This window comes from Paenibacillus sp. FSL W7-1332 (assembly GCF_037969785.1).
In the GTDB taxonomy this organism is placed as follows: Bacteria; Bacillota; Bacilli; order Paenibacillales; family Paenibacillaceae; genus Paenibacillus_AQ.
In genome coordinates this window covers 6,912,651-6,933,868 of record NZ_CP150209.1, presented here as the reverse complement: position 1 = coordinate 6,933,868, position 21,218 = coordinate 6,912,651, and the positions used below count along the sequence as shown (strand labels likewise).

The 21,218-nt window shown below is 43.4% G+C and carries 22 protein-coding genes; all 22 read left to right on the top strand.

The features are described 5' to 3' along the window. The first annotated feature begins 5 nt into the window (after window positions 1-5). Window positions 6-1,160, top strand: a complete 1,155-nt coding sequence (locus tag MKX98_RS31570; RefSeq protein ID WP_113061599.1) for a sensor histidine kinase — start codon at window positions 6-8, stop codon at window positions 1,158-1,160. A 4-nt stretch (window positions 1,161-1,164) separates the two neighbouring features. After that, the gene (locus MKX98_RS31565) at window positions 1,165-1,887 is read left to right on the top strand and encodes a response regulator transcription factor (RefSeq protein ID WP_071219809.1); all 723 of its coding nucleotides are present in this window, start codon (window positions 1,165-1,167) and stop codon (window positions 1,885-1,887) included. Window positions 1,888-2,400: 513 nt separating this feature from the next. Next, on the top strand, window positions 2,401-2,823 hold the full coding sequence (locus MKX98_RS31560; RefSeq protein WP_220683693.1) for a hypothetical protein: 423 nt from the start codon (window positions 2,401-2,403) through the stop codon (window positions 2,821-2,823). A 447-nt stretch (window positions 2,824-3,270) separates the two neighbouring features. Then, on the top strand, window positions 3,271-4,188 hold the full coding sequence (locus MKX98_RS31555; RefSeq protein WP_339220322.1) for a hypothetical protein: 918 nt from the start codon (window positions 3,271-3,273) through the stop codon (window positions 4,186-4,188). Next, window positions 4,185-5,168, top strand: a complete 984-nt coding sequence (locus tag MKX98_RS31550) for a helicase-related protein (RefSeq protein WP_339224626.1) — start codon at window positions 4,185-4,187, stop codon at window positions 5,166-5,168. The genes MKX98_RS31555 and MKX98_RS31550 overlap by 4 nt, the downstream gene beginning before the upstream one ends. Before the next feature lie 628 nt (window positions 5,169-5,796). Continuing rightward, on the top strand, window positions 5,797-6,240 hold the full coding sequence (locus tag MKX98_RS31545; RefSeq protein WP_339220320.1) for a ComF family protein: 444 nt from the start codon (window positions 5,797-5,799) through the stop codon (window positions 6,238-6,240). Between the two features lie 113 nt (window positions 6,241-6,353). Then, the gene (locus MKX98_RS31540; protein ID WP_339220319.1) at window positions 6,354-6,764 is read left to right on the top strand and encodes a TIGR03826 family flagellar region protein; all 411 of its coding nucleotides are present in this window, start codon (window positions 6,354-6,356) and stop codon (window positions 6,762-6,764) included. A gap of 87 nt (window positions 6,765-6,851) precedes the next feature. Beyond that, complete coding sequence (gene flgM, locus MKX98_RS31535) at window positions 6,852-7,148, top strand: flagellar biosynthesis anti-sigma factor FlgM (protein WP_326120435.1); 297 nt, start codon at window positions 6,852-6,854, stop codon at window positions 7,146-7,148. A 23-nt stretch (window positions 7,149-7,171) separates the two neighbouring features. Continuing rightward, window positions 7,172-7,645, top strand: coding sequence for a flagellar protein FlgN (locus tag MKX98_RS31530; protein ID WP_339220315.1), 474 nt, complete (start codon window positions 7,172-7,174; stop codon window positions 7,643-7,645). 18 nt (window positions 7,646-7,663) lie between these two features. After that, window positions 7,664-9,235 (top strand): flagellar hook-associated protein FlgK, encoded by a 1,572-nt coding sequence (gene flgK / locus MKX98_RS31525; RefSeq protein ID WP_339220313.1) that lies wholly within the window; start codon window positions 7,664-7,666, stop codon window positions 9,233-9,235. A gap of 12 nt (window positions 9,236-9,247) precedes the next feature. After that, entirely contained in the window at window positions 9,248-10,141 is an 894-nt protein-coding gene (gene flgL, locus MKX98_RS31520) for a flagellar hook-associated protein FlgL (RefSeq protein WP_339220311.1), read from the top strand. 13 nt (window positions 10,142-10,154) lie between these two features. Further along, a complete protein-coding gene (locus MKX98_RS31515; protein ID WP_339220309.1) occupies window positions 10,155-10,730 on the top strand; it encodes a DUF6470 family protein in 576 nt (191 codons plus the stop codon). Continuing rightward, the gene (locus MKX98_RS31510; protein ID WP_339220307.1) at window positions 10,717-11,262 is read left to right on the top strand and encodes a flagellar assembly protein FliW; all 546 of its coding nucleotides are present in this window, start codon (window positions 10,717-10,719) and stop codon (window positions 11,260-11,262) included. The genes MKX98_RS31515 and MKX98_RS31510 overlap by 14 nt, the downstream gene beginning before the upstream one ends. After that, the gene (csrA, locus tag MKX98_RS31505) at window positions 11,246-11,491 is read left to right on the top strand and encodes a carbon storage regulator CsrA (protein WP_339220305.1); all 246 of its coding nucleotides are present in this window, start codon (window positions 11,246-11,248) and stop codon (window positions 11,489-11,491) included. Before MKX98_RS31510 ends, csrA begins: the two co-directional genes overlap by 17 nt. 165 nt (window positions 11,492-11,656) lie before the next feature. After that, window positions 11,657-12,484, top strand: coding sequence for a flagellin (locus MKX98_RS31500; RefSeq protein ID WP_339220303.1), 828 nt, complete (start codon window positions 11,657-11,659; stop codon window positions 12,482-12,484). Between the two features lie 75 nt (window positions 12,485-12,559). After that, window positions 12,560-12,901, top strand: a complete 342-nt coding sequence (locus MKX98_RS31495; protein ID WP_339220301.1) for a flagellar protein FlaG — start codon at window positions 12,560-12,562, stop codon at window positions 12,899-12,901. A 20-nt stretch (window positions 12,902-12,921) separates the two neighbouring features. Then, window positions 12,922-14,442 carry a flagellar filament capping protein FliD gene (gene fliD, locus MKX98_RS31490; protein WP_339220299.1) on the top strand — a complete coding sequence of 507 codons (1,521 nt, stop codon included), beginning with the start codon at window positions 12,922-12,924 and terminating at the stop codon, window positions 14,440-14,442. A gap of 34 nt (window positions 14,443-14,476) precedes the next feature. Next, window positions 14,477-14,866 carry a flagellar export chaperone FliS gene (gene fliS, locus MKX98_RS31485; RefSeq protein WP_339220297.1) on the top strand — a complete coding sequence of 130 codons (390 nt, stop codon included), beginning with the start codon at window positions 14,477-14,479 and terminating at the stop codon, window positions 14,864-14,866. A gap of 64 nt (window positions 14,867-14,930) precedes the next feature. Then, on the top strand, window positions 14,931-15,212 hold the full coding sequence (locus MKX98_RS31480) for a hypothetical protein (RefSeq protein ID WP_339220296.1): 282 nt from the start codon (window positions 14,931-14,933) through the stop codon (window positions 15,210-15,212). Further along, a complete protein-coding gene (locus MKX98_RS31475) occupies window positions 15,199-18,189 on the top strand; it encodes an IPT/TIG domain-containing protein (RefSeq protein WP_339220295.1) in 2,991 nt (996 codons plus the stop codon). The genes MKX98_RS31480 and MKX98_RS31475 overlap by 14 nt, the downstream gene beginning before the upstream one ends. Before the next feature lie 68 nt (window positions 18,190-18,257). Next, window positions 18,258-19,373 carry a glycosyltransferase family 2 protein gene (locus MKX98_RS31470; protein ID WP_339220293.1) on the top strand — a complete coding sequence of 372 codons (1,116 nt, stop codon included), beginning with the start codon at window positions 18,258-18,260 and terminating at the stop codon, window positions 19,371-19,373. A gap of 20 nt (window positions 19,374-19,393) precedes the next feature. Then, window positions 19,394-21,193 carry a glycosyltransferase gene (locus MKX98_RS31465; protein WP_339220291.1) on the top strand — a complete coding sequence of 600 codons (1,800 nt, stop codon included), beginning with the start codon at window positions 19,394-19,396 and terminating at the stop codon, window positions 21,191-21,193. Window positions 21,194-21,218: the final 25 nt, after the last annotated feature.

Sequence of the window (21,218 nt, the reverse complement as noted above, 5' to 3'; positions counted from 1 at the left end):
AGTGCGTGGATTATCAAGCCGATGCCATCGACCGTGTCATAAAAAATGCCATCAAAGTGATGGAGGACAGCAAATACCAAATGTTCGAAATATTGGAGGCGTCGCGGCAGGAGCTCGCGTCTCTCAATCATGAACTGCAGCGGACATTAAAAGAAACGACGGAAACCTTAGAGAAGGTAGATCAGCTGGAGCTGAACTACCGCCGTTCCCGGATCCGGCTGACCGAGGTCAGCCGGGATTTTGTCCGGTACAAGGAAGAGGACATCAAGCAGGCGTATGAGAAAGCGACGCAGCTTCAGCTTGACCTCATGATCTACCGGGAGAAGGAAATGTATCTGAAGGCAAGACGAGATGAGCTGCAGAAGCGGGTTCGTAATGTCGAGAGCTCCGTGGAGCGTGCGGAATCGATCGGATCTCAGATGGGCGTGGTATTGGAATACTTGTCCGGGGAGCTGGGGCAGGTATCCCGAATCATCGAATCTGCGAAAAACAGACAGGTCATTGGTCTCAAAATTATTTTGGCGCAGGAAGAGGAACGGAAACGCATCTCCAGAGAGATTCATGATGGACCTGCACAATTGCTGGCGAATCTGGTTCTTAGGACGGAAATTGTAGAAAGAATGCTCGCAAAGCAGGAATTTAAGATGGTGCAGGACGAAATAGTAGATTTGAAGGGCCAGGTTCGATCGAGCTTGGAGGAAATGCGAAAAGTCATTTTTAATCTGCGTCCAATGGCACTCGATGATCTAGGATTAATCCCCACACTGCGTAAATACGTGCATGATTATGAAGAGAAATCGAAAATCCGCACGATCTTCGAGACACGGGGAAAAGAGCATCGTCTCTCTTCTGCGATGGAGGCTGCCATCTACCGGTTGGTGCAGGAAGCACTTTCGAATGCTGCAAAACATGCTTACCCGACTTATGTGCTTGTTGAAATCACGTACCAGGCGCAATTGGTCAAAATCGTTGTACAGGACAATGGCCTGGGATTCAATGTCGATTTGCTGGAGCAGAAAAGCAAGGACCACTTTGGGTTAATTGGCATGCGGGAGAGGGTTGAGCTGCTCGAAGGGAGAATGGAGATCGATTCAGCTGAGAATCAAGGAACCAAGATCGTGATTCATATCCCGACGAACGTAGAAAAGAGAAAGGAGTAATCGGATGGAACATTTGGAAAAAGAGAACACGATTATAAAAGTATTATTAGCGGATGACCACCAGCTATTTAGGGAGGGTCTGAAGCGTATACTGAATATGGAGGACGACATTGACGTAATCGGAGAATGCGGCGATGGAATTCAAGTACTTGAGTTCTGTAATGAAGTGAAGCCGGATATCGTGCTGATGGATATCAACATGCCTACCGAAAATGGCGTTCAAGCAACTGAGAAACTACGTGAAATGTTTCCTGAGATCAAAGTTATCATTCTGTCGATTCATGACGACGAGAGTTATGTGTTTGAAACGCTCCGTAAGGGAGCAAACGGTTACCTCCTGAAGGATATGGAAGCCGAGTCACTGATTAATGCGATTCGTTCGGTACATGAGGGATATGCATTTATCCATCCGAAGGTTACGGGCAAGCTTATTCAACAGCTCCGCCGGATGACTTATGTAAACGAAGCAGGCGCTATGGCTGAGAGCGGTTCGCGTGAAGCTGGAGTCAAGTTCGTGGCAGGCGAGAATAACCCATTGACAAGGCGCGAAGCGGAAGTGCTTAGACTAATGGCTGAAGGCAAGAGCAACAAGATGATAGGGGAGTACCTGTTCATTAGTGAGAAAACTGTAAAAAACCACGTCAGCAGCATTTTGCAGAAGATGGAAGTGGACGACCGTACGCAAGCGGTTATCAACTCGATCAAATATGGCTGGGTGACGTTGTAATCGCCGATCCGAATGCACGGACGCGTCTTACATAGGGAGGGAACTGCCAAGGGCGGTTCCTTTTTGTTATGATATGGAGTTCATAAGTTTCCGCTGAAGCTGAACAAACCTTGATAAAGATAAGAAAGTACTTATTCAGCGAGGTCAGCTTTCCGTGAAGGTCATTACATAGTTATTCATCCTAAAATATCAGAAAGTGTAAATTTCGAAGTATGGTCTTTTTGATATCGCAAGAAAATCGAATTAGAAATGCGGTATGTCTTTCGTAAATTTACATCGATGATGCTCTCCTTAGATATCAGGCGTGTATAAACTCCGAAGTGGACCTTCTTGATATCGCAATTAGACATATTTCAAAAGGCAATCTGTCTTCTGTGAAGGTACGCCTCGATAGTTGTTCTCTTATGGTGTTGAGCCGTTCCCATTAAGTTCTGTGTGGGCTCTGGTTTACATCACTGTCACCGTCCCCTCCTGATCAGCATATATTGTTGATAAGAGAAGGAGGTGAGTCTCATGGTTGCCCAATTGCTGTGGATACTCGCGGTGTACGGGATTGCTGTTGCTCTGATTCATATTATGCATGCCCGTCAACTCAGAAGAGCCGGTGAAGGCACGGGGCGGCGCAGGCATTATGTGCTGATCACGTCCAACCATGAGCGGCAGGTGGAATGGTATTTGAGAGCCCTTTCATGGTATGCCCTGCTGAGCGGGACGCGCGTGCGTGTCACCGTCCTTGATGATCAGTCGTACGATGATACACTGAAGATTGTCCAGAGATTGACTCATTTGTCCGGAATTGAGCTGGTATATGGGACTTGGAGGTCCGATGATTCGACATCACGGGAAGTGGATGCCGATCCGAATGAAGAAGAAGTGATACGGATCGATCTAAGAAACCCGATGGAGGCTGTTCGAATTCCATATGTACAGGGATAAACATCTGCAAGTTGTTTTGGTTACCAGGTTCGCATTCATATTGTTAAAGGCGTGAAGCACACTCCTAGCGTAAGCGAGGGGTGTGTTTTTTGTTTTTCTGGGGAGAGGAGCGGCTTTCCTATATCCAAGCGTGTTTGTTCTTATTTTGTCTATGGCTGAACCTCACTGAATCTCCTACACTCAACTCCGATCTTGGTTCTATGTGATTGACTTTCCCTCGTAGCGCTACGTGTACCCGACCTGGAGAATTGGGAATAAGGCAACTAAAAGAAGGAGGTGACAGATTTCAACATAGGGCATCGTGAGAATGATCTGTTTCATAATGTAATGGTCTCAGCATAGGAGTTGGTAGCTGTAGATATGAAATCTTGAAGTACGCGCTTCTGAATAACGTACCAGCACTCGGCCTTTTACCAGCTTATATGTCTCGATATTGGAGTTGATGTCATGCAGATTGTCGTATATGCCATTCGAACATCAGAGAAATGGGAGTGTCATCTCTCGCTGGATATGCAGGTGGATCTTCAATGGTGGTATGGAGTGAAAAGATCGACGGATGAGAAGGAGAGCGCCTGTTCATTAGTACTGTTATCAACACAGGTTCCATTAGGATGGGCCGTTGTCATTCAAGAGAGATTTCGATCCATCCAAGACATGGATCAATGGGGGAAATCGGATTGGCAGAAATATTTGTACCAGAGCTTAAGTTGGTTCTTATTACATGAGCCTGAAGGAAGCAGATCGCAATGGAGTGTTTTGTTTAAGGAGATTCAAATGTTGGACGGATCGTATGTAAATTACTCTATCAAAAAAAGGAACGTGGTTGAGGATTGGACATTGTTGATGCAGCAGGCGGAGCTGCTGATTCAGTGTATGGTGGGACGAGCCTTGCTTGCCGGCGAGGTTGAGGCCTTATTGGCGGAGGTCTCCGGGGACACCGGAGACTGGCGCTCCGCGGCCCAGCTCGGCATCCTGCTGGGCCGCCTACGGTTGGAAGCGGGGCTGGCACAGCCGGCCCCGCAGGGTGCGCCCGGCTGGCTGCGCCGCCGGGCCACGGCCCCCGCTGCCGGCGATGCGGCAGCGAGGCCCGAAGCCGCACGGCATGCGCCGCGTGCGGCTCGGCGGCTTGCGCCTATTGCGAGGCCTGCCTCGCGATGGGGCGCAGCCGCGCCTGTGCCCTGCTGCTGCATGGCGCAGCAGGGATCGGCCGTGCGGGGCACGGCCGGGGGTTCCCCCCCGTGGCCTTGGGCCGGTGGGGGCTTAGCGCAGCGCAGAGCGCCGCCGCTGGCGCTGCGCTGCGATTTTTGGCGGAGCCGCCCGCAGGGGGCTCCGCGGGGTCTGCCCGGTTTCTCATCTGGGCGGTGACCGGTGCCGGAAAGACCGAGATGATCTTTCCGCTGCTGCAGTCGATTCTGGATGCGGGTGGACGCGTGCTGGTTGCCGCGCCAAGACGGGACGTGGTGCTGGAGTTGGCGCCACGTTTATCCAAGGCTTTTCCCTCGGAGACGGTGGTCACGTTATATGGTGGGAGTCCGGACCGTTGGAAGAGGGGGAGCATCACGCTGGCAACGACGCATCAACTGCTGCGCTTCAAGAGGGCTTTTGACCTGGTGGTGATCGACGAGATTGATGCCTTCCCGTATCATAATGATCCGATGCTGGATTACGCTGCCAAAGGCGCTTGCAAAATAAGAGGGAAGTATATCTACCTATCAGCCACTCCGCCAACGTCATTACAGCGTGAGGCGGCTGCAGGCAGATTGCCACACGCGAAAGTTCCCGCACGCTTCCATGGTCATCCGTTACCCGTTCCTCAGAAGCTGAAAATGTTTGCGGTGAACCGTTGTCTACAAGAAAAAAAGCTTCCCCCACTCCTGATTCGCAGTCTGAGCGCATCTCTTTCCCGTGGTGCTCAAGTGTTCCTGTTCGTTTCCCGGATCAAGCATATTGCTCCGATTCTGGAGCTGCTTCGCAAGGCGATCGCCAACGTGCCGATTGAAGGGACTTCATCCATCGATCCGGAACGGGCAAGCAAAGTAATGGCCTTTCGTAACCGGGAGATTCGCTTGCTCGTGACAACGACCATACTCGAGCGCGGGGTAACGGTTCCGAAGAGTGACGTGTTCATTTTGGATGCGGACAGTGAGCTTTTTGACGAAGCTGCATTGATTCAAATGGCTGGCCGCGCGGGCCGATCGAAGGATGACCCGGCGGGACGAGTAGTATTTGGTGCGCCTCAATGGACTCGGAGTCAGAGCTCGGCAGTCCGGCAAATCAAAGCGATGAACAGAATTGCCCGTAAGGGAGGGTATTTACGATCTGTTCAGGAACTGGTGAATGACTAGGGGATTGAGTCGAACATGAGTTTGTAGTGGATGTGAATATTGAATCGGGAGTCCTTTAAGTTTCCAACTCTATAGTGAAAAAAATCTACTGAGCTGATATCGGCGGTCCCGCAATAGTGTTGACAATATATTCGCATTGTTGTTTTGTAGTTTTTTGTCCGTTCAGTGATTTTGTTTTTATTCTAGCTCTCTTAGAAAGGAAGGAGCATAATTGATTTCAAACGTCTTTAGCCATCTAATCGGGCATATGCATCGTTTGCTCAAACCGATTGACGAAACCTGTCTCGCTTGTGGAAAAACAGGTTCATTCACTCGGGAACTTCCGGGCATATGCCGTGCCTGTTATCGGAATATCCCCTGGATTATGAAACCTAAATGTTGGCGTTGCGGGAGAGGAATCGGCTGCCCCGACTGTACTCGTTTAGGAATGAACGATCGAAGTTTTGTTTTGAACCGAAGTGCGGTAACCTACGATACACAGATGAGAGAGTGGTTGGCTCAGTACAAATATAGGGGGAATGAACGTTATGCTCCTCTTTTGATAGAGATGATGCTGCGGGCATACGCAATGCTCCATCGGGAAGCAAACATCCATTTGGGCAATAAGGGGTCATGGAAATCTAGTAACATGCCATGGACTGTACATGCTGTCACTTCGGTTCCGGTCAGTGAGGAAAGGCTTCAGGAGAGGGGCTTCAATCAAGCGGAGGTACTTGCACAGGGGCTTGCGCTTCGAATTAAGGTGCCTTATGTACGGATGTTGGAACGTAGACGTCACACGGACAAACAGAGCTTCAAAAACCGGATGGATCGGTTGAAGGATATGGAGGGTGTATTCGGTGCATTGCAGGATGGACCCGATATGCTTTTGTCCATAAGTAATCAGGCAGCAGAGCATACTCGTTCTCAAGTGGGAGCATCTCTGTTCAAAGGACCATTCCGTATACTTTTGATTGATGATATCTATACAACCGGAAGTACGATTAATGCTTGTGCGCAGGTTTTGCGGAGATGCGAATCCCTTATGGAAATGCCCGTCGAGATCTATAGTTTAACCTGGGCTCGTTCGTAAATGATTAAAATAGGAAAAATGTGTGGATTCTGTTACCGAATGATAGACGTATGGCCTAAGATAATGTAATCTAGGGGTATCAAAGGTTCTATGTGGCATGGAGGTTGTTGAGCATGAATCTGGGGAATTGCCCTCGGTGCGGCAAGTTATATACGGTGAATATTCGGGAATTGTGTCCTGAATGCTTGAAAGTGATTGAGAAGGAATACGAGAAATGCGCAACCTTCCTGCGTGAGCAAAAAGGCGCAACCATCCATGAGGTATCTGAGGCTACGGAGGTATCCGTGCGGCAGATTACGAAGTTTATCAAGGAGGGCCGGATCTCGATTGCGAACGCGCCGAACCTGGCGTATCCTTGCGAAGTGTGCGGAACGTTGATTCGCGAGAGCAATATGTGCGAGTCCTGCCGGACGCGATTAACGAGGGAGCTAAGACAGGCGGCTGCTGGCGACCAGGAACATCAGCCTGGGTCCCGCAAAGACAGAGAGACTTACAGTGCAGTCGATAAACTGCGCAAATACTAACTTTTGAACTATTAACAATGTTTCATATCCGGCCGATAAACTTAGTAAAGCTTATCGGTCTTTTATTTTAAGTGAGGTGAATAGGGCGTGAAGATTAACGAATCGGGACGTGTGAACGGCATCAATTCGTATCAACGGAATATTGAATCTCGGGAGATGCAGCATATCGATAAGAGGAAACGCCGTAAGGATGAAGTATCAATCTCCCCGGAGGCGATGGAACTGAGTGCACAGAGTAAAGTACAGGATCCGGAACGCGCGGAGAAAATTCAGCGTTTGAAGGAAGCTGTAACCAACGGCACATATGAAGTGCCAGTTGATCGTTTGGCAGACAAATTGCTCCCGTATTTTCAATCCTACAATAAATCAGGTGAGTCCAAGTGAGTGCTAGGTCCATAATCGATTATATGAAGCGTCAGGATGAGCTGCATCAGCAGCTCATAGAGGCAGGGAAAGATAAAAGGCAAGCCATTCTGGATAATGATGTGGAACGTCTTACAGCGGTCATGACCAAGGAGAACCGCCTGCTGAAGCAGGTGGCGGAAACGGAAGCGCTGCGTCAAGGTGCCGTAGATGATTTTTTGCGTGAGAAGGGCATCCGCTCCCAGCTTCAGCTGACGGTTACTGAAATGACTCGTCTTGTATTTAACCCGGAGGAAAAAACTGAGCTGCAGGATGTGCAGCAGCAATTAATGGACAGGCTCATGGAACTCAAAGAGCTGAATGCGATTAACCGAGAGCTCATTGAGCAATCCCTAGCGTTCATTGATTACAGTTTGAATTTGTTAGTTAGTCGTCCGGAGGATGATTTGCTCTATCAGCATCCGAAGCATCAGAATCCTGCCGGCAAGGGCCGAAGCATGTTTGATACCAGGGCATAAGCAGAAAGGAAAATGTAGATGAGATCCACATTTCATTTGCTCGAAATCGGAAAGAGGGGCTTGATTGCCCAGCAAGCTGCAATTAACACAGCTGGTCATAACGTTACGAACGCCAATACGCCAGGTTACTCTCGTCAGACTACCCGCCTGGTTGCATCGAATCCGATTGCATTCCCAGGGATGCAGCGATCCCAAGCTGCAGGTCAGCTTGGAATGGGTGTAGAAGCGGAGAGCATCCAGCGGGTACGGGACTTTCTATTGGATATCGAATACCGCAATCAGAACACGAATTTGTCGACATGGAGTGTTCAGCAAGAGACGCTTTCGAATATTGAGGGGATTTTTAACGAGCCTTCGGACAGCAGCTTGAGCGCGAGCATTGCCGAGTTCTGGACGGCTTGGCAGACGCTGAGCAAGAATCCTAGTGACACCGACTTGTCCGCTCGTATGGCGGTTCAGCAGAAAGCGATCGCTTTGACGGAGACGTTTAACCATATTTACTCCCAATTGGATACCCTCAGTAATAACTTGACTTCCCGCATCGACACCAAGGTAGCGGAAGCTAACAACTATATCGAGCAAGTGGCGGAATTGACGCAGAGTATTAAACGGATCGAGGGTCTTGGCGATAATGCAAACGATCTGCGGGATAAGCGAGATTTGCTCGTTGATCAGTTATCATTGCTAGGGAACGTAAATGTAACGGAGACCGGGGACGTTTATCAAGTGACGTTTGGCAACCAGGTCGTGGTTGACGATATGGCGTTCACCCCGATTACGAATGCGATTGCCGGCGCATTGACCGGCGGGGAGATTGCCGGTTATGTGACCTCTCGTGATGTGCATGTTCAAGGATATATCACCCAGCTGAACATTATGGCGAACACACTGGCTACAGGCAAAGTGGAAGTGACCCTGCCAGCTGGAACGATCTTACCTCCAGGCGTGAATATCCCGAATGCCGTGATGGATGCGAATAATCCTCGCAAGCTTGCTGAGGATGTGAAGCATACGGTTGATGGCCTTAACGGATTACATAAGTTGGGTTATACCCTTAATGAACCGGCCACAACCGGTGGCGACTTCTTTGTATCTGCTAACGGCGGGCCAATTACCGCTGGGAATATGAGATTAAGCCAGACGATCCAATCCGATCTGAAGAACATCGGCGCTTCCCTGCGGACCGAAATGAAGACGGATCCGAATGGTACGACCTCCGAGGTCGTTTTGAAAGGTAATGGCGGCATGGCGCTTCTGATTGCGCAACTGTCAGAACGTACGTTTAGTTTTAATCCGAACAATAGCAACGGTGCGGTAAGCGATATTACGAACTTTGAAGGATACCTGCAGTCTGTTATCTCCAAATTAGGTACGGACAGCAGCAACGCCATCAAGATGGTGGAGAACGGCACGTTGTTGGTTGAACATGCAGATACACTCCGTCTGTCGATTAGCAGTGTATCCCTTGATGAAGAAATGTCGGATCTGATCCGCTTCCAGCATGCTTACAGCGCCTCATCACGTGTGGTTACTACCATTGATGAGATGCTGGATAAATTAATTAACGGTACCGGCGTCGTCGGCAGATAGGAGGAATAAGTCATGCGCATAACCCAATCCATGATGACTAGCTCCATGATGAGCGGCTTGCAAGGCAACTATCGCAGACTGGATAAATATCAGGAGCAAATGATGACCCAGCGCCGGATTAATCGTCCTTCCGACGATCCGGTGGGTGTAGCCAGTGCTCTCCAATACCGTGGTCAAATCACGGCTACAACGCAGTTTGAGCAAAATGCGGATGATGCGGATGCGTGGCTAAAGTATGGGGATACGGTCATGACCGAAGTTACACAGATTATCCAAAAGCTATCGGAGCTGGCGGTGCAGGGCGGAACGGACACGGTACCGAAGGATGCCAGAGAAAACATCGCAGCTGAAGTAGATCAGCTGTACCAACAGCTTGTATCTTTAGGAAACTCACAATTTAAAGGGAAGTATATTTTTAATGGTGAGAGAACCGATGAGAAGCCATTCCCTGAGGATCCAACCCAAACCGCATATGCTTTGGATGATGGCGAAGTGAGATACCAAGTTGGTGCTGGGATTACGGTGTCTGTGAACACCTTGGGAGAGCAAGTGTTTGGAGCATATGGAGACACTTCGGGCATATTTGCTGTGGTAGACAATCTTAAGAAGGCACTGCTTGCTGACGATACAGCAGGTATCCAAAGTGCCATACCTTCACTGCAGAAGAATCTCGAGACAACAATTACCGCTCAGGCTGAGATGGGTGGTAAACAAAATCGTCTGGAATTTACGCTTAGCAGGCTTGGTGATCTAAATCTAAATTATATGGATTTGCAATCCAAGGTCGAAGATGCGGATATTTCCAAAGTGATTATTGATCTCAAAACTTCTGAGAGTGTTTATCAGGCTTCACTGGACACCATGGCCCGAATTATACGGCCAAGCTTGTTGGATTTTCTAAGATAAGGGGGGGCTGTGAATGAATATACCCCATATTCAGATTCAACAAGGGTATTCGCGAGTGGGTCTTGAAATAACTAAAGAACAGCAGAACATAGAGCAACCCAGACCTTCACTTAATATGAAACAACAGTACGGTGTACTTGAGATGGAACAGACAAGGCCTGTTCTCGAGATAGATTCAAGGAAAGCATGGTCCGCTATTGGTAAGGCTCGTTTTGAGGAAATGACCGACCGGATTGCCCAGTCATCCCTTCAGATCTCTATGCATAACATTGCAGAGATCGCACGTAATGGGGATCGGATGATGGCTTTTCAAGAAGGCGGCAACGTATTCTCTGAAATCGCACGAGATAATGTGTTTAAGGACCGGCCAAGGGTTGAGTTGACCGGAGAGCCGGATTACGATAATGTGGAAGTCACATTTATTCCAGGGCAAGTGCATATGAATTACACGCCAGGCAGCGTTAGCTTTAACCCTGAAACCCATAAGCCGGTCGTTGATTATTATCCCGGCAAGGTGAATCCGTATTTAATCCAAAAAAACTATATATTTATATCTGTAACGGGAGAGCAACTGGATGCAGTTGTCTAGCGACAGGTATACAATAGCTATAATGACTTGTGCCATTATAGCTATTGTTGTTAGAAAGGGAGGAATTTCCGCCATGATTATAAATACTAAAAGATTCGGGCCGATCGAAATCGACCCAAACCAAGTTATCACGTTTATAGGGCCTATACTAGGCTTTGGCGAGCTGCAAAAGTATGTATTCATTCAATCCGATGACGATCAAGGATCTTTCGAGTTTTTGCAATCCATAGAGGATGAAAATTTGACGTTTATCGTGGCGGATCCGTTTGCTTTTTTCAAGGAGTATGAATTTGAATTGGGATCCCATTGGATTGACGCTCTTGACGTGCAGGGCGAGGAGGATCTGCAGGTGCTGATGATCGTCACGGTCCGTTCTGCTGAAGATATCACCTGCAATCTAAGAGCACCCATTGTATTAAACAGAGTTAAAAAATTGGCATCCCAAATCGTTTTGGATCAAGGAAACTATGCTACAAAACAACCGTTGCTGGGAGGAAAGAAAGGGGAGGATTCTGATGCTGATCTTATCTAGAAATAAGGGGCAGAAGATTATGATCAACGATAATATTATCTTCTCCGTTCTTGAAATTAACGGAGATCAGGTTAGGATCGGCATTGAAGCCCCTTCGAATGTTACGATTTACCGCGAAGAAATCTATGAGGCGATTAAACAGCAGAATCAGCATGCCGTCGAATTTAACGCTGATATTCAGTATATTTTGAATCATGTTGCTCATGTAGCCAATCAAAAAAAGAATTAAAAATCTATAAAAATATCAAAACAGCTATAAACATTAGGGTAGAACCGCCGATAAATATAGTGTGAGCCGAAATACATGGCAGTGACGGCCGAACGCTATGTCGTGATCACAAATGGGTGAAGCAAGGATGCGAATCACCAATACATTCCAAGGAGGAAATTTATTATGCGTATTAACCACAACATTAGTGCTTACAACACTCATCGTCAATTAAGCTTTAACAACACTCAACAAGGTAAATCATTGGAGAAATTATCCTCTGGATACCGTATCAACCGCGCGGCGGATGATGCAGCTGGGTTGGCTATTTCTGAAAAAATGCGCAACCAAATTCGCGGGTTGGAACAAGCTAGTAAGAACGCATTGGACGGCGTTTCTTTGATTCAAACTGCAGAGGGTGCATTGAATGAAACACATGCAATGCTGCAACGGATGGCTGAACTCTTTACTCAAGCATCGAACGAAGTTTTGACTACTTCTGAAACTGCCAAAATTACTGCTGAAGTAAGTCAGCTGGTTGAGCAAATCGGTAATATTGCCGATCAAACCCAATTCAATACTAAAAAGCTTCTCGATAACTCAATCAGTGATATCGTCTTCCAAGTTGGTGCTAACAAAGGTGAAACTATTACGTTGAATCTGTCTGCTGCAAGAGCTCAAGACCTCGGTATCGAAAACCTGACAGACTTGACGAACTCTGCAGACATTAATGGAGATGCAACCAACAACCTTTCTTCAGTTCAAGCAGCTATTAATACAGTGTCTGAAGTTCGTGCCAATCTTGGTGCTGTTCAAAATCGTCTGGAACATACGATTAACAATCTGGGAACGACTGCGGAGAACCTGCAAGCAGCTGAATCCCGTATCCGTGATGTAGACATGGCACAAGAAATGATGACCTTCACGAAAAACAATATTCTTCAACAAGCAGCTACAGCAATGCTGGCTCAAGCAAACCAGCAACCACAAGGTGTACTTCAACTTCTTCGTTAATATATCGCTGGTAAGCCGGCCGGTTAATCCGGCTGGCTTTTTTTCTATATTACAATAAAAGGGGATTAAGGGCATATGAGGGTCGACGGTAGTAATTTACCTTACTCTAGTTCCTATGAAACCAGGGTCTGGAAAGTTCCTGATACTGGTCTGCCTAACCCAACAACCCAGAATGACAACACATTAAGTTTAGGTGAGCGTGAACTTATCAATATAATTGAACGGGGTAATAAGGCGTTACAAGAAACAAGTACGCGGCTGCAATATTCAGTACATGAGAAAAGCAATCAAGTATTGGTGAAGTTAATTGATATTAATACGAATGAGGTAATTCGTGAGATTCCACCTGAAAAACTAGTGGATATTCTATGCAGTATTGTGGAGACAGCGGGTTTGCTGTTTGATAGGAAAGAGTAATCTTTGGAGGTGAATTGATAGTGAGTATTAATCCAATACGGTTTAGTGGGATAGCATCAGGTTTGGACACTGAACAAATAATTAAAGATTTAATGAAACTAGAACGAGCTCCTCTTACGAAAGTTCAGCAGCAAAAGCAATCTCTAATTTGGAAAAGGGAAGAGTACCGTGAAGCTAATAAACAATTACTGAGCTTGCAGAGTGCTATTAATAACCTTCGCTTTGAATCTAGCTTCCAGTCAAGATTGGCAACTTCGTCAAATAGTTCAGTGGTTGATGTAAAAGTCAATTCTTCTGCTGCAGAAAGTAGCTATAATGTAAAAGTCCATACGCTTGCTACCTCCCCAAGTATTACAAGTTCAGCAATGGTAAATCCAGATTCAACAAAAATTGATATGAAAGCTACTTTGAATGTAGCCGATTATACAATCAAAGTAAAAGGGCCATCAGGTGAATCTGTTGAAGTGAATGTTATTAGCGGAACATCTAGCAGAGAATCGATCATCAGTGAAATCAATGCGAAAAGTTCAGTTACGGGTGTGCGAGCTAACTTTGATTCAGCTACGAATCGAGTGTTTTTTACATCCACTAAATCGGGGAAAGATTCATCGATCGAGATTAGCGATTCGAATAATCTTTTTAATCTGGATAACAGCCTAAAAGATCCAACTTCGGGAGTGTTCAAAAAAACTGGTACGAATGCTGTATTTGATTTGAATGACGCCCAAGGTCTCGAATCTAGTACCAATAATTTCTCATTAAACGGAGTGACATTTACTTTTAAATCGACACAGTCTGCTACTGACTCAATGGTAAATGTAAGTGTCGGACGAAGTACAGATGCAGCTATGCAAAACATTAAAGATTTCGTTTCAAAATATAATGAGATTATTGATACGTTCATGGGAAAGATTAATGCACGACCTGATCGAAGTTACAGCCCATTAACTGCAGAGCAAAAAGAATCAATGAGCGAAAAGCAAATTGAACTTTGGGAAACAAAAGCAAAAGTTGGACTGCTCTCTAGTGATGATCTGCTTTCGGAAGCGCTTAGAACTTTCAGAAATACTATGAATAAGCGTGTCTTAAATGCGGGCGAATTTGATTCTTTATCTGATATCGGGATAAGCGTTATGAGCGACTGGAGAGAATTTGGAAAACTAAAAATTGATGAAGTTAAGCTTCAAGAAGCTCTTACAACAAATCCCGAAGGTGTAATCAATTTGTTTAGTGCCGTTCCCAGTGATGTGACAAAGAAGGAAGAGTATGGGCTGGCGGAACGATTATATGATGATCTGAAAAATCAAATAAGTAAGCTTACTAAAAAAGCAGGGTCAGCTACTATTGGATCCTCGGAGGCTGTCGATGGAAGTTTAATTGGGATGCAGATGAAAGAATATAACTCTAAAATCGATCGTCTCAATGATAAAATTAGAACTGTGGAAAATCGTTACTACAAGCAATTCACAGCAATGGAAAAAGCAATTCAAGAAATGAATAGTCGGGGGTCGTGGCTCTCGCAACAGTTAGGTCAAGGTTGATAATTGATAAAAATGAGTAACTGAGGAGATAAACATGCTACAGAGAAACTATCAACAACAATACCAAAAAATGCAGGTTGAGACGGCAAGTCCAGGTGAACTTACTCTTTTGCTGTACCAGGAAATTATAAAGAGCTTACTTAATGCTAAGGATTTATTCAGTAGGGAGAAGTATCAGGAAATGAGAGAGCCAATCTACAAAGCTCAACGCATAATTAATGAATTGATTATTACTCTTGATATGGAGCATGAAATATCTCACCAGTTATATCAACTGTATCATTATCATAACCGGCGATTGGCTGATTTTTTATTAAAAAAGGATCTTTTAATATTAGAAGAAGTAATAACCTTTGCGCGTGAGATCACGGAGACGTGGAAGCAAGCTTTAGCAATTTTAAAAAGTGGTGTTAGCCGTGTATAATCGAGACAATTGCCTGAAACATATTCAAAGGATTGAAGGGATCTACTCAGCTGTACTATCACTCATGGATGTAGAATTATACCTAAAACACTCTGATGAATTAGAACAATCCTTCGAGTATCTTTACTCTGAAAACTTCATTGTGTATTTATCAGAGAAAGAGGATGTTGAACTTTTTAAGTTGCTTGAAGAAGTATATAAGCAGCATACGAGGGTCGAGGAATTGTTTCAGGGACAAATGGAATTATTGATGGAAAAGATGCGAGTAAATTCTTCGGTAGCAAGGCTTTCTGCATACTCGTCGAGCCCTGTTTTAGATGCGGCTTTTTTTGATGAAAAGAGATAGCTTTAATAAATTTATAAGTAAGGAGATGAATATGTTGTCATTAAGCCGAGTGCTTAGAGTAGTACTATCCTTAATTCTAATATTTAGTTTATTGGTGCCCATATTAGGGGGGCAAGTAAATGCTGCACCTGCTGATTATGTCAAGGTCACTAAGACTGTTAACCCTTCAACAATCACAACCGAGGAAGAAGCAGAAGTTAGTCTGAGAATTCAAGGAACCCCACCTGTAGATGTTGTAAAACCCAATGATGTAATTTTGATTATAGATAAGTCAGGAAGTATGCTTCCAGGTAATAATAACGGGGAAGACAAGATGAAAGCTGCAAAGGAGGCAGCTAAAGGTTTTGTCGATCTTATGGATATGTCGAAGCATAGAGTAGGGATTGTAGATTTCAGTTCAGAATCAATGACTGGAACTCTGCCATTAACAACTGACACAACTGTTGTTAAAAATTACATTAACGGTATTCAGGCAAATGGTAGTACTGCTACTGGATACTCTATTGATAAAGCAATCGAATTATTAGCAGACCATCGTACAGATGCACAGCCGGTCATTGTCATTATGACTGACGGTGACGCTACAGTTGGTAGTGACCAGGTCCCTGATGCATATCAATATGCAATAAATAAGGCAGAGGAAGCAAAGAATGCAGGTATCGTTTTCTATACCATTGCTCTCTTAAAGGCAAGTGATAACCCTGCCACCAGCGGTCCAAATATTTTGTTAAAAGAGATGGCTACAACATCGAGTCACCATCATTTTGTACTTGGTTCAAACGGTCTTGAGCAGATTTATGCAGCAATTGTTCAAGAGATAGGTATAGCAAGCGCATATGATATTGTGGTTACGGATGAAGTATCCCCAGACTTTGAAATTGTTCCTGGTTCTTACGATCATAACATTCCTAAGCCAACAATTCAGGGAAATAAATTGATCTGGAGTTTTTTGGAGCTGAAGAACAGCGAGCTTGTTTTTTCATATAAAATTAGACCGGTAAATAATCAAAAAACGGGGAATTTACCAGTTTCAACAAGCAGCTCAACAGTTACATATAAGGATTATGCTGGAGCCAATAGAAGTAAAGTGATTTATAGTCCTTATATAACTGTAAAACATCCTGCTCCAATTATTACATCCATTGAAAAAGACTACGGTCATCCCGCAGGCGGTGAAGTAGTCACTATTACAGGAGATAAGTTTAGACCAGGGCTTAGTGTGAAATTTGGGGGTGCTCCAGCCACTAACGTTCAATTAATCAGCCCACAAGAAATAACCGTAGTTACACCGGCTCGTGCACAGGGCCCAGTAACAGTTGTAGTAACAAACGATGATGCCCAGTCTGCATCCGCACCGTTTGTATATAAAACTGATCCAATCGTAAATGAGATTAAACCCAGCCATGGTCCATTAATTGGCGGAGATTTAGTTACATTTAACGGAAATTACTTTATCAGAGGCATAAAAGTAAGTTTCAATGGCGTACCTGCAGCAGTGAACTTTGATAATCCGACAAGTTTTTATGTTTATGCACCAGCAGGTTCTCAAGCTGGGCCGGTTGATCTGTTGCTGGAGAATCCAGATGGAACTCAATTGTTAATACCTTCTGGGTACACATATGATGAACCTCCCAAGATGAACCCAGAAATAATTAAACTCTCTAGTAACTCTGGTCCACAGGCCGGAGGAAACTTTGTCTCAATTGATGGAAAGAACTTTGTTAAAGGATTAAAAATATTTTTTGGTGATACTGAAGGAACCGTAACTTCATTTTACTCTTCAACGAGAATAGAAGTTAGAGTTCCACCGGCATCGAATTATGGAACAGTTGATGTTACGGTAGAAAATCCGGATGGATTAACAGGGACAGCGGCACAAGCATATACTTACCTTGCACCCCTGCCTTTGCCCGCACCAACTATAACGAAAATATCCCCTAACCAAGGTCCTATGAGTGGCGGTGGTTACGCAGCTGTTGATGGAACAGGATTCCAAACAGGGGCAAGAGTTTATCTTGGTGAAAAAGAGGCAACGGTCAACAGGCTGTATTCAGAGTACAGAATGGAAATCAGAATTCCTGCAGCAGATGTGCATGGAGCGGTAGATTTGAGAGTTGTAAACCCTGACGAGAAAGAGGCAGTAGCACCACAAGCGTACACATATCTTGCTCCGCCACCTCCACCGGCACCGAGTATAACTAGTATTAATCCTAATGTAGGGGTACCAGCAGGCGGAAATGTGGTAACTATTGTCGGGACAAATATTCAACAGGGTGCTACAGTAACATTTGGAGGAGTATTGGCCACGGATACAGTATATTTTGATACAAGAAAGATCACTGTAAAAGTTCCTTCATCGTCGGGATATGAGGGACCAGTTGATGTTATTTTAACAAATCCGGATGACCAATCAACTTTAGTACAATCAGGGTATACGTATTCTGAACCTATTCCTACAATAACTAAAATTAATCCTAATAACGGACCATTAAGCGGCGGAGGTTTTGTAACTATAGATGGAACTAACTTTGACCGAAATCTGATAATTACGGTAAATGGTCAAGTGGTTCCACTGAGCACTTATTTTCATAGTGGACGAATCGAGTTTAAAGTGCCAGCTTCGAATAATGCAGGTACTGTAGATGTTGTTGTTACCAACCCATCAGGACATTTAGCACAGACTACTTATACTTACAATGCTCCTCCAGAAGCACCAGCTCCTGTAATTACTAAAATTAGCTTGACTAATGGGCCAGTCAGCGGGGGGAAATATGTTACAATCGATGGAACTGGCTTTAATCCAGGAATGAATATTTCAATTGGTGGTGTATTAGTATCCCCATCTAGGTATTATTCATCAATAAGGGTTGAATTCAGAACCCCTCCGGCACCAGGTGGGACTGCAGGGAATGTTGAAATTAAAGTCATCAATCCTGACGGAAAAGAGAGCAATGCCGTATTGTACGAATATAGATAAGGGAAATCTGCTTGACTGAGAGGATGTCTGATGACATCCTCTTTCTCCCTACTAACACAAGAGTTAGGATGATCAAAATGTCTTTACTCCCAATAAGTGCATGCATTATTGCGCGAAATGAAGAAAATAACATAGAAATGTGCTTAAAATCTATTTCTCCATATGTTCAGGAGTGTATCGTTGTTGATTGTTGTTCTGATGACAGTACAGCTAGTATAGCTGCTTCCTTGGGCGCAGTAGTTGCAGAATATAAATGGAGTGATAATTTTAGTGAGGCCAGAAATTTTGCTATAGCAAAAGCTACACAAAAATTTATATTTGTAATTGATGCAGATGAGTTATTTATAAATGATTCATTAGGGGATCTTGAGGAATACTGTGCGTTATCTAGTTATCAGGCTGGAAGAATATTTGTTCATAATCTAACGGGTAATGGTGAGAATTATACGGTAAGCGAAATCACAAGATTATTTCCAAATAATTATGGATATCATTATGTTGGTCGAATACATGAACAACTAAGAATTAATGGGGAAGTACCAGAATCAATTTCCACAAAAGTTACACTAGACCACAGAGGATACCTGACTGATGTCATGAATAGCAAAAAAAAGATAGAACGGAATATTAACTTGCTTTTATTGGAATTGGATATAAACGGGGAAAACCCGTATTACTTATATCAGTTAGCTAGAACATATTATGTGTCTAAGGATTATCCCAAAGCAAATGAAGTGTTTAGCAAGCTTTTCTCAAAAGTAAGAAAGGATGATTTTGATTTCCTTTCAACTGCCTATCTTCAATATGGATATAGTTTGCTATATTCGAAAAACTACAGATTATTAGAACAATTACTGTTGTATGCTATCGAAATGTACCCTGATTATACGGATTTATATTTTTTGAAAGGGCTGGGTATAGTTTATCAAGGAGACATTTCTAAATTGGGACAAGTAAAAAGTTTATTTGAGAAATGCCTGGATTTAGGCAACCCAAATACAGGGAAATACGAAACAGTTTACGGAGTTGGCTCTTTTAAAGCCCATTATAATCTAGGGATATATTACGAGCTAGTAGGCGATAAATTTAATGCAATTAAACACTATTCAAATGCTTGCGCATCAGGAAATGAGCCTAAAGCTTGTGATAGACTTAATCTGATGTCGGGCGGTAAGGAGATATAATGGCCACCATATCGTTGTGCATGATTGTAAAAGATGAAGAGAAGTTGCTTTCACGGTGTTTGGAAAGTGTTTCATCGTATGTAGATGAAATTGTAATTGTTGATACCGGTTCTACAGATAATACGATTGAAATTGCAAAAAAATTTAATTCAAAGGTATTTGAATATAAATGGGATAATAACTTTGCAGCGGCTCGTAATTTTTCTATTAGTCAAGCAACGGGTGAATATATTTTAATTCTTGATGCCGATGAGTATGTTTCTATTAAAAACGAAATTATGTGGAATCTTACAGAACCAGTTTATGTATTAAAAATACAAAACATTGGTGATGGCAGCATAGTGAATCATCAAGCGATCAGGCTTTTTCAAAATAACGGTGAATTTAACTATAAGGGAAGAATCCATGAACATCTGGATGTACTGGTGAATTCGACTACCCCAATTTTTGATGAATTTCTAATATGTCATACTGGATATCAAAAGAAAATTGTAAGTGAAAAGAAAAAAGACTCAAGAAATTATGAACTGTTGATAACAGAAATTAAAGACAATCCGACTGGTTATAATTATTTTAATTTAGGGACGCACTATAAGTCTGTTCATAAATACAATAAAGCTATAGAAAGTTATAAGAAAGCCTATCCAATTAGTACAAACTTCACTTTCGTAACGAAGTTGTTATTAAGCATGGCCGAGTGTTTGGTTGCTCTTAATCGAAATGATGAAGCCATAAAAGTATTGAATGATGCAATCGAAGTCCATCCCTTCTATACAGATTTTTATTATGAGTTAGGGAATATTTATAAATCTATTGGATCCTTTAAGGATGCAGAATTGTATTATAATAAAGCGTTATCCATGGGAGAAGTAAAGAAATCTAATTATATCTCTAATGAAGGTGTAGGCACTTATTTAGCCTCATATAAACTGGGTGAATTGTCTCTTGAACGCTTGGATTTTGCTCAAGCGCTTAAGCATGCTGTTTCTTCTTTACAATTTAATATGCGTTTTTCTCCTGCAATAACTTTATTCTTCAAAAGCATTCGTTCAGCGAATCCGAATGAAACGATCAAAACCTTTTATCAATTTTGGAAACCTGAGAATGAGAATGATATATTCTTGCTAGTTAAATCTTTATATATGTTAAGAAGTACTTTGTTGGCAGAAGTGTTGGAGAATATTGATCAAGAATCTTTACCTGATAATATACGCTTAGTTACTTTATTGCTTCGTAAGGAATACACTTTGGCAAGTAGTCAGTGGAGGCAGTTGAAAAAGTTAGATGAAGATAATCTTGCGGATCTTTTTACGACTTCCTTGATTTTAGAAGATAAAACACTGCTAGATTTACCAATTGTTAAAGGGTACTTTAATCGTAATGAAATGGAGATAATGCATAGCCTTGTAGATGGCTTGCCTCTAAAAACGGATAAATTATCCACATTTTTAGAAAAGATTATTAAACAAGCAGTTACTATATTATTATCTTTGAGAGAATACGAAGTATTTGAAAAAGTTCTGAAGAATGTTAATTCATGCTCTAATACTAAGTATGAAGTTGCACTTATTTTAGTTGAATTTGGCTTTACAGAGATTGCACAGGATATATTGATTGAATTGTCCAATAACAAGAAAGTAAGTCAAACAGTACTTTATTCATTAGTTGACCTTTTCATATTGCATTCTAAATATGAGGATGCCTTTGATATTCTTAATAGTATTATCGAAAGCGGGGGAACCCAGAAGGCGTACCAGAGAATGCAATTGTTAAATGAAAAGTATAACAATCCATTATTGCGTAATCACTTCTCCAAATAAAACTGATTCTTACAATTCATCATCA